A 13,432-nucleotide genomic window follows, 5' to 3' on the forward strand; every position below is an offset into this window, starting at 1 on the left:
CATGGCTCCGCACATTTTTGGAAGGACCTACCCGACCCTGCCGCTGAACTTTCTCACTGGGTTCCGCGGCGGCTGGACTTAGCCTGTCAGATGAATGCCAGCCAAAACTGAAACTACCACAATCGCCCAACCTTGAGCGGCCATTCTCCAGCCCCAGGGAGCGTGTTTCATTTCCATGAAGTGGTCTACCAGCAGGACTGCTTTTACGATCACCAGTCCAAATACCAACCACACCAGAACCGACATGTCGGCGCCAGCCTGCATGGCCACAACAGGAGCCATGGTGCAGATCATCAAGGCGATATAAACCGCTAGCATTAGAAAGTCTCCTCAGGCCAGAACGTAGAGCATCGGGAACAGCACCAGCCACACCAGGTCGACCATGTGCCAGTAGGAGGCGCCGGATTCCATGCCGTTCATGTCGTCGCCGTTGTAGTCGCCTTTTTTCACCTTTACCGCGAGAACCACCAGGATGATCTGGCCCAGTACCACGTGCATGAAGTGGAAGAAGGTGAGGAAGAAATAGAACATGAAGAAGGTGTCGGTGCCCAGGTTGTAGCCGTTGGCGTAGAGGTCGGCGTATTCGTAGAGCTTGCCGAAGGTGTAGATGGACGACGCGGCGATGGCGGCCCAGAGCAGGGCGGCCGTGCCGGTTTTGCGGTCGCGCAGGCGATGGACGGAGAGTGCGACCAGGTAGCTGGCGGTGATCAGGCCGATGGTGTTGACCAGGCCGGTCCAGGGATGCAGGGCCGCCTTGCCGGCGGAGAAGGTGGCCGGGTCCATGCTTCGGGCTACGCCGTAGCCGATGAACAGGATGGCGAACACGGCCAGTTCGGCAAAGATGAAAAACCACACGGCGATGTCGCCGGGCAGGTGCCGCCCGCGGGCGGCTTGAACGTCAGCCATTACATACTCCGTTAACGGGTCAGGTTCATGTACAGCTTGGGTAGCTGGCCGGGCAGCTGGGTCGGGTCTTTGATGACCACGAAGTTGCTGCTGCCGAATACGTAGGGCAGGTATTCGTTGGCTTCTTCGTCGATGGTCACGCAGAACGGGGTCAGCCCGGCCTTGTGGGCCTCCTGCACGGCCATACGGGTGTCTTCCACGCCATAGCGGCCTTCGTACAGGTCCAGGTCGTTGGGTTTGCCGTCGGTCAGCAGTAGCAGGATTTTCTGGTGTTCCGGGCGGGCCTGCAGCAGTTTGATGGACTGGCGGATGGCCGCGCCCATGCGGGTGTAGTAGCCCGGCTCCAGGGCCTGTATCCGGCCCCGGGTGGTGTCGTTGTAGGGCTCTTCAAAGCTCTTGATGTGGTGGAAGCGGATGTGGTCCCGCCGCCGTGACGAGAAGGCAAACAGTGCAAACGGATCGCGGCTGGCGGTGAGTGCTTCGCTCAGCAGTTGCAGGCCGTCCCGGGCGATGTCGATCACCCGCTGGTGGTTATTGATGTAGGTGTCGGTAGACAGGGAAATGTCGGTCAGCACCAGGCACGCCAGGTCCCGCTGGTTCTGCTTGCACTGGCGGAAGAGTTTCTGGTCCACCTCGCCGATGCCGCGTTTGTGCTGCACCATGCGTTCCAGGCAGGCGTCCAAGTCCAGCTCTTCGCCTTCCAGCTGCCGGCGCTCCCACTGGCGCAGGGGCTTCAGGGCGCTGAACTGGCGGCGCAGGGTCTGGGCAGAGCGATTCAGGTGCTCGGGCAAGGGCGAGGGCACAGCGTCTTTGCTCAGCAGGGGCTGCAGGCAGCAGAATTTTTCCCGGTAGTCCTGCCGGCGCCAGTCCCATTCCGGCAGGTGAATGCCCGGCCCCAGGTGCAGGTCGTCGTTTTCTTCCGAGGGCAGGTCCAGGTCAAACTTGATGGCGGAAGACGCTTCGCGGCGGTCCTGGGACACGGAGATCATGTCCATGTCGTCGGCCACGGCGTCGGCGTCTTCCTCTTCGCTGTCGTCGCCGGCGCGGTCGATGGGAATGAATTCAGACCAGGAAAACAGGCTTTCCAGCCGGAACAGCATCAGCCCCTGATCTTTGTCGAAGGCATCCACCCGCTCGGCGCGGCGGCGTTTCCGTTTTTTGGCCAGGCCGCCGGATTTCGACATGGTGTTGTCGTCGCCAATGATCTGACCTTTGAGTTTTCCACGGCCCAGTACCGGATACAGCCAGAGCACCACCGGCCAGGGGTCGGTCAGGGCGTCCGGCAGGTCGTCTACGCTGCCCGGGTGGATCAGGGCCTGGCGAATGGCCGCCTCGCGTTCGGCTTCGCTGCCCCTCAGGCTTTCTGGTTCCGGGCGCCAGCGCAGGGTGTGTTTCACCAGCCGCTGGTACATGGGCTCAAGGCCGGGCCAGCGCTCAAGTAGCTGCTGCACCATGGCCTGGTTACCTTTGAGCCAGCTGTGGTGGTTGATCTCGCCCAGAGAGGCCAGGGCGGCAAGCCACAGGTACAGCTCCCGGTTCACCTTGCGGGAGGGAAACAGCGCCAGGCGGTCCGGCAGGCGCAGGCTTTCTTCGTCCCGCCAGGCCAGTTCGAACTTGCGATGGGTACCGGCCAGCTTCTGCAGGAACTTCCGGCGAATCTGGAAGTGCCGGGGTTCAGCCGTCACCAGGCTCAGGGCGGGATCGCCGCCCATGGCGCGGAACAGCACGCCCAGCGTGCGGGCTTCGTCTTTCAGGTGCACGGCGTACTCGGGGAACTCGCCCATGGCCTGGCGGGTTACGTAGTCGTGCCATTTAAGTCCGACCCACTCTTCCATTTCGTGTCCTCGTATCAGGCCCGTGTCTGGCGCGGGGTAGATTCCACCTGGCGCACGGGAATCAGCACCGTCTGCTTGCCAGGTTCGCCGGGCTCCCAGGTCAGCAGGGAGCCTTCAGGGTTGTCTTTCTGCACCTCGCGGCAGGCGCTGACGCACTGCAGGCACTGGGTACAGCTGAATTTTGCCCGCTTGTGGCTGCGGGTGGGCAGGCGCATGGGGCAGGCTTCGTCGCAGGCCTTGGTGCAATCCCGGCAGGCGGCGGCCCGCTTGGTGTCGAAGGTCACTACCCGGCCCTTGCCGTTGGTCATCCAGGCGATGCTCTGCACCAGGCCTACGGCGCAGCCGTATTTGCAGAACAGGTGCCGGGCGAACAGAAAATCGAAGGTAAACACCGCGGTGGCTACCGCCAGGAAAATGCCCGGGTACAGGCTGAGCTGGCCGGTGACCAGGTCGGTATACAGAGGGATAGGCGGCAGCAGGTAAGACAGCAGCGCTAGGGCCCAGGAAAAGCCGATCAGCGCGCACACCAGGGTCAGGCCGGCCCAGTGGATGGCCTTGCCGGTGCTGCCTTTTTTCAGAGCTTCCCACAGGGTAGGGCGGCCGGTAACGCGTGCCATCAGGTCGTTGATGGTTTCTACCACGGAAAAATGCGGGCACAGCCAGCCGCAATACAGACGGCCCCATTTGAAGGCAATCCAGAGTACCAGTGGCACCAGTACCAGGATGGGCAGAATGAACCAGAACAGGATCTGGCCCGCTACTTCGGCCGGGGTGCTGTGGGCAACCCAGTCCAGGTTCAGGTTAAACGACAGGGGGAAGCCCAGCAGGATGAAGCGGGTTTCGGTCAGGTCGTAACGGAAAATATTGAGAACAGGCGCAAGCAGGAACAGCAGGAAGAAGGCGCTGCGGGTAATCAGGCGCTTCTGCTGAAGGGTGTCTTTCGGGTTGACGGTTTGCGCATGCACAGGGCTTGTCCAGGATTTCGGAAATGTGCCGGGGCCTGGAGGCCCCGGCGGTTATGCCTTATCAGGCATCTTCAGTGGCGGGACCACGGACTTCTTCGGCAGGGCTGGCCTGACCTTTGATGAAGAAGCTGCCGAGGTAAACCACCAGGCCGGCCATGAAGAAGGCACCGGCTACGAATCGCATCCAGTAGAACAGGGCAATCTGATCCTGGCCTGCCATGAACGACATGGCCTCACCGCTTTCCGGAATGCGCTGCAGCCAAACCTGCAGTACGCCGGCACCGGTCAGGAACAGGGTGATGAACACCATGGAGATGGTCATCAGCCAGAAGCCCCACATTTCCACAATCTGCGCCGTGTTGCTGTTGCCGTAAGGACGGCCACGCATGATCGGCACTGCGTAGGAAATGATGGTCAGCACGATCATCACGTAGGCGCCGTAGAACGCCATGTGGCCGTGAGCCGCTGTAATCTGGCTGCCGTGGGTGTAGAAGTTCACCGGAGCCAGGGTATGCAGGAAGCCCCACACGCCAGCACCGAGGAACGCCATCACGGTAGTACCCATGGCCCACAGCATGGCGGCCTTGTTGGGGTGGTTGCGGCGGCGACGGTTGATCATGTTGAAGGCGAATACCACCATCATGAAGAACGGCAGCGGTTCCAGTGCAGAGAACACAGAACCCAGCCACAGCCAGTACTCAGGCGGCCCAATCCAGAAGAAGTGGTGCCCGGTACCGATGATGCCGGTAATCAGTGCCATGGCGATGATCACGTACAGCCACTTCTCGATCACTTCGCGGTCCACACCGGTGAGCTTGATCAGCACATAGGCCAGGATAGCGCCCATGATCAGTTCCCACACGCCTTCTACCCACAGGTGCACGACAAACCACCAGAAGTACTTGTCGGTAGCCAGGTTGCTGGGGTTGTAGAAGGAGAACAGCCACAGTACCGCCAGGCCAACCAGGCCGGTGATCAGTACGATGTTGACCACGGTCTTGCGACCTTTCAGGGCAGTCATGGCAATGTTGAACAGGAACGCTACCACAACCACGGCGATACCAATCTTGGTTATCGTCGGTTGTTCCAGGAACTCCCGCCCCATGGTGGGCAGCAGCTTGTTCATGGTGACCTCCGCCAGGGTGGCGTAGTCTACGAACAGGTAGCCCAGAATGGTCAGGGTGCCGGCTACAGCGAACACCCAGAACAGAATCCACGCCAGCAGCGGGCTGTGCAATTCAGTTTGAGCTTCTTCCGGAACCATGTAGTAGGTTGCGCCCATAAAGCCGAACAGCAGCCAGACAATCAGCAGGTTGGTATGAACCATCCGCGCAACGTTGAAGGGAATTTCCGGAAACAGGAAATCGCCCACAACGTATTGGAGACCCAGAATCAGGCCGAACACAATCTGGCCGGCAAACAGAATCAGGGCAAAGATGAAGTAGGGCATTGCTACCCTTTGAGATTCGTATTTCATGTCTGCTCCCTTACCCTTCGATGTTGGGTGGCCAACCGTTGTCGTCGATCTTGGATGTCCACTCCAGGAAGGCGGCCAGGTCTTCGATCTCGGAATCGCTCAGATTGAAGTTAGGCATCTGGCGCCGGCCCGGGATATTGGTGGGCATGGCGTTCATCCAGGCTTTCATGTAGGACTTGAAGACCTCGGTATCACCACCGCCACGGCGGTCGAATACGTTAGCCAGTTCCGGAGCGAAGTAAGCACCTTCGCCCATGAGGGAGTGACAGCCAACACAGTTGTTGTTCTCCCACAGGTGTTTGCCCCTGACTACCTGCTCGGTCAGTTGGTCGCGGTTATCCCGCTCGGGCATAGCTCGCAGCTGAGTGTCAAAAGTCAGGGCCAGGAACAACAGGACGAAGAATGCACTCCCCCCCAGATATATGTTCCTGGCCATGCTTTTGGTAAAGCGCTCGGCCATTGGTCTCTCTCCTTGGTTGTTTCAAATACCTGACTGCCCCACTAGGATATAAAGATGCATTCCTAATGCTGTTGATGATTATCAAAGAATGCCCGATGTTTCTCTATTGCGCCGGGGAGTTACCTCCAGATGGGTAGGTGATAGACTGCGCCGCCGTCCTGTCTGTAAACAATCTGTCCATATGGAGTGTCGATGGCCGCTGCGTTTGCTCTTTTCTTCAAGCTGATCCCGCTCTACGTCACGGTTGGGCTGGGCTGGATTGCCGGCCGTTACCTGGAAGCCAGCGGCCGGCATATTGCCGGCATCATGCTGTACATCGTCACGCCGTCTGTGGTGTTTTCCGGTGTTATGGCGGCGCCGCTGTCGCCGGAAGTCATCCTGTTGCCGTTCCTGGTGTTTGGAATTTCCTCGTTACTGGGCATTGTTCAGCTGAAGCTGGCGAGGAAAGTCCTGACCGATGGCAGTGCCAACATCATTCCCCTGTGCGTGGGTTCCGGTAATACCGGGTACTTCGGGGTGCCGGTGGCGCTGCTGCTGTTCGGAGAAGAAGGGCTGGGGCTTTATATCGTGTGCATGCTGGGCACCACCCTGTTCGAGAACTCGGTGGGCTTCTACCTGGCGGCCCGGGGCCGATACAGTATCCAGGATGCGCTCTGGCGGGTGCTCAAGCTGCCTTCGGTGTACGCTTTCCTGGCGGCCGTGGCCCTGAACCTGGCGGGGGTGGGCATTCCGGACATCTTCGTGCCGTTGTTCGACAACCTGCGCGGCGCCTACAGCATTCTGGGCATGATGATTATTGGCATGAGCATTACCAGCTTCCGGGGGCTGGCGGGTAACGTCCGGTTCACGGCGCTGGCGTTTTTCGGCAAGTTTGTGGTCTGGCCGCTGGTGGCGATCCTGTTCTGGTGGGTCGATTCCACGATTCTGGGCGTCTACGAGCCGGCTGTGCACCAGGCCATGTTCCTGATTTCCATCACGCCGATCGCGGCCAACACGGTGGTGATTGCGACCCTGCTGGATACCTCGCCCAGGCAAGCCGCGGGCACGGTGCTGCTGACGACGCTGTTCGGCCTGGCGTTTATCCCGGTGATGATCTCTCTGGCATTCTAGGCCATCCGTTCAGTGGGTTGTCCCGTTCGGGCAAGGGGCGCAGCCCCGTTCCCATTGAATGGTGGTGTGATGGATGTTGAACTCGGCCGCCAGCATGGCCGAGGCCTGGTGGATGGCTTCGTCATCGCCTTCCGGGTCCGGCTTGACCAGGTGCACCGTCAGGGCATTCTCGGTGGTGCTCAGGGCCCAGATATGCAGGTGATGGGCAGACTGCACGCCGGGCAGGTGCTCCAGGTGCTCGCGCACGGCAGCCGGGTCGATTCCCCTGGGAACGGCATCCAGCGCCAGGTTGATAGATTCTTTCAGCAACTGCCAGGTACCCAGGAAGATCACCACGGCAATAACCAGGCTGATCACCGGGTCGATCCAGGCCTGGTCGGTGAACATCAGTATCGTGCCTGAAATCACCACCCCGACCGATACCGCAGTATCGGCGGCCATATGCAGGAAGGCCCCGCGAATGTTCAGGTCACCCTTCTGGCCTTTCATGAACAGCATCATGGTGATGCCGTTGATCACCACGCCGATGCCGGCCACCACAACCACCACAAGGCCCGCGATTTCTCCCGGATTGCCGAGCCGCTGGAGGGCTTCCCAGGTGATACCGCCCACCGCGGCAATCAGAATCAGGGCATTGAACAAGGCTGCCAGGATGGTGGTTTTCTTCAGGCCATAGGTTTTGCTGGTGGTGGCCGCTTTGCTGGCAAGCCAGCTTGCGGCCCAGGCCAGGAGCAGGCCCATCACATCACTCAGGTTGTGCCCGGCATCGGCAATCAGCGCCAGGGAGCCGGACAGCACGCCGTACACCGCTTCAATCACTACAAACAGGGTGTTCAGGATCACCGCAATGGCAAAGGCCCGGTTGTGGGTGTCGAACTGGTGGCTGTGATCGTGGCCGTGGCTATGGTCGTGGCTGTGCATGGTTTCCTCGTTCGGGGAATGTTCGGGCGGCGGCTTAGCCCTTCAGGGCCAGGATGCGCCGGGCTCCGCTCAGAACAATGATGCCGACAATGGTGCCGATGACCAGGTCCGGATAGTTAGAGCCAGTCCAGGCCACCAGCGCGCCGGCAACAATGATGCCGAGATTGATGATCACATCGTTGGCGGAGAAGATGTAGCTGGCCTTCATGTGGGCACCACCTTCACGATGCCGGGAAATCAGCAGCAGGCAGGCGGTGTTGGCGATCAGGGCGACTACCGCGATAGCCATCATCAGCGTGGACTCCGGCTCGCTGCCGAAGACAAACCGCCGGCCCACCTCAAGCAACACCCCGAGCGCCAGGATAAGCTGCAAAATGCCGGCAACATGGGCTGCCCGCACCTGCATCTTCACGCCATGGCCCACGGCGTAAAGCGCCAGGCCATAGACTGCGGCATCTGCAAACATGTCCAGCGAATCTGCAATCAGCCCGGCAGACTGGGCGATCAGCCCCATCACCATCTCAAACACGAACATCAGGCCATTGATGGCCAGCAGGACCCACAGCGTGCCGGCTTCCTGTTGCTGGGTTGCCCCGGAATCGGCAGCTGCCTGAATGGCTTCCGTACTGGCCTTGCGGGTATCCCGGAGCTCCGCTCCGAGCCCCAGGGTGTAGAGCTTGTCGGTAATTGGCGAGGCCTCTCCGTTATGCAGTACCTCGAGGGTGCGGCCCGGCAAGTCAAACGACAGGCCCTGAACGGTGCTGAAACCGCCCAGCGCCATGCGAATCATCCGCTCTTCGGAGGGGCAATCCATCCTGGGGATCCGGTAGGTGCTCAGCCAATCGCCGGACGCGTCATTGATATCGCTCCGGGCCGTTTCGCCTGCTGCAGGTTTACTGTTGCTGCAGCAGTTGTTGCAGGAAGTGCTCATTCATAGCTCCGGTTCATGAATCGGGTCATCCTATTAGAAAACCTGTTAGTTACTGCAGGGTCAAGACAGTTTACACAAAGAAGGATCATGGTCTTAACTGTAAGAGATGCTCATCAATAACGATGAAGAGGTGGATCTCATGAACAGGTTTACACGAATAGTCGCATACTCCGTTTTGGTGTCAGCCCCCTTGCTGGCTTTTGCCCAGGGCAACTCTGGACAAATGCCCCGTGGAGGCATGATGAATCAGGGTGGCATGATGAACCAGGAGCAGATGCAGCAAATGCATCAGAACATGTCTCAGATGCAGGAGATGATGCAGGAAATGCGCAACGCCAAGTCCGACGCCGAGCGCCAGCGTATCCGCGAGCAACACATGGAGTCCATGCAGCAGCATATGCAGTTGATGCGTGGAGGCGCAGGCCCGGGCATGATGGGACAGCGCCAGGGGCCGTCGGATGGTGGTCAGGGCATGGGTAACCAGCCCAAAGGCCAGGCCGGTGGTATGGGCCCCCGTTCCGGCGGTGCCGGTATGGATCCGGAACAGCGCCTGGAAATGATGGAGCAGCGTATGGAGCACATGCAACTGATGATGGAGCAAATGCTGGAGCACCAGGCGCAGAGCCAGAGAGGGCGGTAAACAAACTTGGAGTTTGTTGTTTTTCCGTTGAGTGATTTAATCAAATAAAGACAGCTGGTTGTCCTGTGTCTGCTTGGCTGCCGCTTTCGGCCGTGTTTGGTGCGGCCCCTTGCGGCTGCCGTGGCGGTCCAGCACCCGGCCAGTCTCTTCCCGGCTTATGTGTTGTTTTCGGAAGTCGCCCACCGCCTTGCGCGCTGCCCGGGCCGCCTGTTCATGGTCGCACACCGGGGCAATGTAGGTGTTGCCGCCGAACTTCGCTTTCTGGGTAGGCGTCATCAACCAGGGAGTATGGATCATTTCCCGGGGCACCCCAGCCAGCTCGGGAATCCAGCGCCGGATAAATTCGCCGTTCGGGTCCAGCTTCTGGCTTTGCAGCACCGGATTATAGATGCGCAGGGCATTGATGCCGGTCAGGCCGGATTGCATCTGGGCCTGGGAATAGTGAATGCCCGGCTCGAAATCGGTGAACAGTCGCGCCAGTTGCAGGGCCGGATCACGCCAGTGCAGCCAGAGTTGATAGCTGGCCACGGCCATCAGCATCGCCCGCATCCGGAAGTTGAGCCAGCCGGTATATTGTAGGCTGCGCATGCAGGCATCCACCAAAGGCCAACCGGTTTGCCCTTGCTGCCAGCGCTGTAGCCGTTCGGAATCGTTCGGCCCGGTTTTCATGCCCTCCAGTTCCCGGTGCATGGCGCGGAACTCCAGCTCCGGCTCGTCTTCAAGTTTCTGAATGAAGTGGCAATGCCAGTGCAGGCGGGAGCGGAAGCTGGTCAGGCTTTTCTGTTTCCGGGGCAGGGTATTCCGATGATTGCCGGCCGCTGGTGTCTGGCTGCTGCCAGTATTCGTCTTCAATGACGTACAACGGAATCACCGGTTCAGCCAGAGTCGCGGCAGCCACCAGCGGGGCGTGATCGCGGGTGCGTAGATCACGCTTGAACCAGACCACTGTAGTCATGGCTGCGTGCTCCGGGCGCGGCGGCAGCGTTCACTGCAATAGCGAACATTGTCCCAGTCTTTTGCCCACTTCTTGCGCCAGGTGAAGGGGCGCTGGCAGACCGGGCAGGTTTTTTCGGGCAGGTGTGGTTTTTTGTGCATCCGGGGTTTTTGGTTTTTACTGAGGGTATGGGTTTTGATGGATATACGTGACTGAAACGGCAAAGGTTTTCTTATGACCAAACTGAACGAAGGACTGCAGCCCCCATCGGTCCTGATCTTCGACTGGCACGGCACGCTGGTGGACACCCACGATGCCATGTTCAGTGCCATGGAGGAGATGCTGCCCCAGCTTGAAGAGCTGGGTTTGGTAGAGCAGCTCTTGCCGGAAGACCAGTGCCGCACCGAAGACGACGCCCGGCTGGTACGCTACATCCGCATCTTTCGCCGCTTGCACCCGCGCATTCTGGCGGAACGCCGGGTGTCCCGCACGGATGTCTTCAACGCCATCTTCGGCGACAACAAGGCGGCCAAGTTGCAGGCGCACAAGGCCTACAACAACGCCTATCGAAAGTATTTTGGCCAGGTTAGGCCGTTCCAGCCCGGTGCCTACGAGTACCTGTCGGCCCTCAAGGCCATGGGCATCAAGCTGGCGGTGTCCACCAACCGTAACCGGGAGTTCCTGGACAAAGAACTGGATATGGTGGACGAAGGCCGCTGGCATAACCTGTTTGACGCCACCGTGTGTGCCGACGATGTCACCGAATACAAACCGGACCCGCAAGTGATCCTGAAGGTGCTGGAGCAACTGGGGCTGCCGGCAGACCAGAAGGCCTGGTACATCGGCGACAGCTATGTGGATATGCTCACCGCCCACCATGCGGGGGTGTCTGGCGTGTTCTACAACGGCGCTTGCTGGGAGCCGGAACGTATCGACAGCTGGTTCACCAGGCGCGATGCACCGGCCGCCGTTCTGGACAGCTTTGAAGACCTGATGGACCTGATGGCGCTGCTGGAGCGGGAGCAACCGGATGCGTTCAGCGCCAGCCCGGCAGAAGTGCGCCCGAAGCCTTTCCCGGCACCGGAGCGACCGGAGCCCCGGATCGAGCCGGACTGGCACCCGGCGGTGGTGAAACTGATTCGCCCGGCGGTGATCCTGTTCGACTGGCATGCCACGCTGGTGGATACCCTCGATGCCATGTACCACGCCGTGGACGACATGTTGCCGGAGTTCCACAAGTTGGGACTGATGGGCCGGATGGTAGCGCCGGAAGACAGCAAGACCCCGGAAGATGCGCGGCTGGTGGCTTACGTGCGCGAATTTGCCAAGCTACACCCGAAAGTGAAGGCAGACCGGAAAATCTCCCGCACGGATATTTTTGAAGTGCTGTTCGGCGATGATCAGGACGCCAAACAGCTTGCCCACAAGGCCTTCAACCATCATTACCGTAACCACTACGGCACGGTGAAAGCGTTCGAACCCCGTGTAAGGGATGTGCTGGAGGGATTGCACCGGCTGGGGATACAGGTGGGGGTGATTACCAACCGGGACCGGGAGTTCTTCGAACACGAACTGGCAGCGGTGGAAGACACCGGCTGGACCCACCTGTTTGAGGTGGATGTATGCGGAGACGACACCCCATTGCGCAAGCCGCACCCGGACCAGCTGTTGCTGGCGGTACAGAAGCTGGATTACCCGCCGGACCCCAGCGTCTGGTACGTGGGAGACTCCACCACGGATGTGATTGCGGCCAAGCGGGCAGGGATGACGGCGGTATTCTTTAACGGTGCCCAGTGGGACTTGCCCTGGCTGAACCGGATTTTTCCGGGCACCCACAAACACCCGGACAAACCGGATGTGGTGGTGAATGATTTCTCGGAGTTCTGGGCGCTGGTGCTGGCCTGTGAGGTAGGCCCGCCCTAATCGCTGGCGCCTTTCAGGGCTTCTTCGATGGCAAGCCCGATGGACAATACGCCTTCTACGCCGTTGTTCGGCTCGTCCAGCGGCAGGGGAAAGCTGACGATCACCTGGAACCGGCTGGTGGATGCATCGTAGCGAATCGGGGATACCCAGAAGTCTTGCCTGCGGGTTAAGCCCTGACTGGTTTCTTCAACCAGGTCCTGGAACTTTGCTTCATCCCCCTGCCAGTAATCGGAGGACAGTTGGCTCATGGCTGACAGGGCACCCTGGCTGTCGATCAACAGAATCTCGGTAACCAGAGGGGCTTGCTTCGACTGCCAGTGTGCCAGGGCCCGGGAGGCTGGCAGTTCCAGGATCTGGCGGGCCAGGGGTGTCATGCTGGCCGGGGCCAGTGCCTGCCAGACGGTGTCCTGGGTGAGGATGTCAGTAAAGGTGTTGTAGTGGCTGCCCTGGTGCAGGGCTCTTTGCAGGTCTACCTCGCTTGCCAGGCTGCGGGCCAGTTCTCCGGCTATCCTGGTTACCTGCTGGTGTTCCTCGCCGGATAACTGTGTCTGGGTGCCCATGCAGGCGGGCAGGCTCAGATTGAACCGATTCATGAAATCCGGGTGCCGGGTGACAAATTGCGGGTTCAGGTACAGGTGTAGCGGGGCGTAGCGCAGAAAGGTGTGCTGAATACCCTGATGCAGCTCCGGCTGCTTTTCCCGCAGTCCGGACATCACTCGCTCGTCCAGCAGGGCCAGGTCGATGCGTTTTCGTTTCAGCAATGCCGGCAACTGGCTGGCGCTGCCCACAGCAACAAAGGCTTCGAGCCCTTGCTGCCTTAGCCAGAGTTCTTCATTGCTGCCACCCACCACGCCAATGCGGGCGTTTTCAGGTATTGGTTGCTCGCCGGTGTAGAACCAGTGCCATTTCTCCAGTGCAACCGGGTGGCTTGCCCAGGCGCTCTGGTCCAGCTCCGGTGAGCGGTCGACTGCAAAGTAGCCGTCTACCAGGTTGCGCTTCAGCGAATACAGGGCGCGGTTCTGGGGGACCAGTCTGATCTGGGTATGGGCTCCGGCCTGTTCCATGGCGCAGCGTATGGTGTCTGCGGTTTCCCCGGCAACCTCCGGGCCATTCGGTGTCTCATTGGCGTATTGGTAGGGCGGGGAATGAAAGGTATAGAGGGTGTAAACCCGATGGTCCGCTGCCGCCTGGGCGGCAGCCACAGCCAGAAACAATCCGATTGTCAGAGACCGAATCTGCATAGTTTGGCGAGCATCCCTGTGACCAATTTGTGAAAAGTGCCAGAAGCATAGCAGTGATTGCCCAATATTTCTGCTGGCAGCGGGGCCCC

The 13,432-nt window shown here is 59.9% G+C and carries 14 protein-coding genes and 1 pseudogene; 3 read left to right on the plus strand and 12 right to left on the minus strand.

From position 1 onward, the window contains the following. Positions 1 to 78: 78 nt before the first annotated feature. From B2589_RS04010 to B2589_RS04035, 6 genes are all read right to left on the minus strand, one after another. A complete protein-coding gene (locus B2589_RS04010) occupies positions 79 to 318 on the minus strand; it encodes a cytochrome C oxidase subunit IV family protein (protein WP_286815692.1) in 240 nt (79 codons plus the stop codon). Between the two features lie 12 nt (positions 319 to 330). Then, complete coding sequence (locus B2589_RS04015; RefSeq protein WP_058341714.1) at positions 331 to 906, minus strand: cytochrome c oxidase subunit 3; 576 nt, start codon at positions 904 to 906, stop codon at positions 331 to 333. 11 nt (positions 907 to 917) lie between these two features. Next, on the minus strand, positions 918 to 2,741 hold the full coding sequence (locus tag B2589_RS04020; RefSeq protein ID WP_286815693.1) for a nitric oxide reductase activation protein NorD: 1,824 nt from the start codon (positions 2,739 to 2,741) through the stop codon (positions 918 to 920). Between the two features lie 14 nt (positions 2,742 to 2,755). Further along, the gene (locus tag B2589_RS04025) at positions 2,756 to 3,706 is read right to left on the minus strand and encodes a 4Fe-4S binding protein (RefSeq protein ID WP_199456579.1); all 951 of its coding nucleotides are present in this window, start codon (positions 3,704 to 3,706) and stop codon (positions 2,756 to 2,758) included. A 61-nt stretch (positions 3,707 to 3,767) separates the two neighbouring features. Beyond that, complete coding sequence (locus B2589_RS04030) at positions 3,768 to 5,183, minus strand: cbb3-type cytochrome c oxidase subunit I (protein ID WP_094623701.1); 1,416 nt, start codon at positions 5,181 to 5,183, stop codon at positions 3,768 to 3,770. A gap of 10 nt (positions 5,184 to 5,193) precedes the next feature. After that, complete coding sequence (locus tag B2589_RS04035; RefSeq protein ID WP_094623702.1) at positions 5,194 to 5,643, minus strand: c-type cytochrome; 450 nt, start codon at positions 5,641 to 5,643, stop codon at positions 5,194 to 5,196. Between the two features lie 192 nt (positions 5,644 to 5,835). Here B2589_RS04035 and B2589_RS04040 point away from each other — a divergent pair, with 192 nt between their 5' ends. Continuing rightward, positions 5,836 to 6,753 (plus strand): AEC family transporter, encoded by a 918-nt coding sequence (locus B2589_RS04040; RefSeq protein ID WP_058341709.1) that lies wholly within the window; start codon positions 5,836 to 5,838, stop codon positions 6,751 to 6,753. 9 nt (positions 6,754 to 6,762) lie between these two features. Here the strand turns inward: B2589_RS04040 and B2589_RS04045 are convergent, their stop codons facing one another. Both B2589_RS04045 and B2589_RS04050 read right to left on the minus strand, forming a co-directional pair. Beyond that, the gene (locus tag B2589_RS04045; RefSeq protein ID WP_286815694.1) at positions 6,763 to 7,674 is read right to left on the minus strand and encodes a cation diffusion facilitator family transporter; all 912 of its coding nucleotides are present in this window, start codon (positions 7,672 to 7,674) and stop codon (positions 6,763 to 6,765) included. 34 nt (positions 7,675 to 7,708) lie between these two features. Next, positions 7,709 to 8,605 (minus strand): cation transporter, encoded by an 897-nt coding sequence (locus tag B2589_RS04050; RefSeq protein ID WP_286815695.1) that lies wholly within the window; start codon positions 8,603 to 8,605, stop codon positions 7,709 to 7,711. 238 nt (positions 8,606 to 8,843) lie between these two features. Between B2589_RS04050 and B2589_RS04055 the strand changes: the two genes are divergently transcribed. Beyond that, positions 8,844 to 9,245 carry a DUF4175 domain-containing protein gene (locus tag B2589_RS04055; protein WP_227508328.1) on the plus strand — a complete coding sequence of 134 codons (402 nt, stop codon included), beginning with the start codon at positions 8,844 to 8,846 and terminating at the stop codon, positions 9,243 to 9,245. 36 nt (positions 9,246 to 9,281) lie between these two features. Here B2589_RS04055 and B2589_RS04060 read toward each other — a convergent pair whose 3' ends face one another. The 3 genes and pseudogenes from B2589_RS04060 to B2589_RS04065 all read right to left on the minus strand — a co-directional run bounded on the left by B2589_RS04060 (position 9,282) and on the right by B2589_RS04065 (position 10,340). Then, the gene (locus tag B2589_RS04060; protein WP_227508327.1) at positions 9,282 to 10,097 is read right to left on the minus strand and encodes an FAD-binding domain-containing protein; all 816 of its coding nucleotides are present in this window, start codon (positions 10,095 to 10,097) and stop codon (positions 9,282 to 9,284) included. Between the two features lie 31 nt (positions 10,098 to 10,128). Continuing rightward, positions 10,129 to 10,200 (minus strand): annotated as a pseudogene (locus B2589_RS14310) (hypothetical protein); the annotation flags it as partial. Then, on the minus strand, positions 10,197 to 10,340 hold the full coding sequence (locus tag B2589_RS04065) for a DUF2256 domain-containing protein (protein WP_081697541.1): 144 nt from the start codon (positions 10,338 to 10,340) through the stop codon (positions 10,197 to 10,199). The pseudogene B2589_RS14310 and the gene B2589_RS04065, both read right to left, overlap by 4 nt. A gap of 73 nt (positions 10,341 to 10,413) precedes the next feature. On the opposite strand from B2589_RS04065, the gene B2589_RS04070 reads away from it, so the two are divergent. Next, positions 10,414 to 12,102, plus strand: a complete 1,689-nt coding sequence (locus B2589_RS04070; RefSeq protein WP_286815696.1) for an HAD family hydrolase — start codon at positions 10,414 to 10,416, stop codon at positions 12,100 to 12,102. Here B2589_RS04070 and B2589_RS04075 read toward each other — a convergent pair. Continuing rightward, complete coding sequence (locus B2589_RS04075) at positions 12,099 to 13,343, minus strand: substrate-binding periplasmic protein (protein ID WP_286815697.1); 1,245 nt, start codon at positions 13,341 to 13,343, stop codon at positions 12,099 to 12,101. The genes B2589_RS04070 and B2589_RS04075 overlap by 4 nt on opposite strands. Positions 13,344 to 13,432: the final 89 nt, after the last annotated feature.

It is taken from the genome of Marinobacter sp. UBA3607, assembly GCF_002375525.1.
In the GTDB taxonomy this organism is placed as follows: domain Bacteria; phylum Pseudomonadota; class Gammaproteobacteria; order Pseudomonadales; family Oleiphilaceae; genus Marinobacter; species Marinobacter vinifirmus.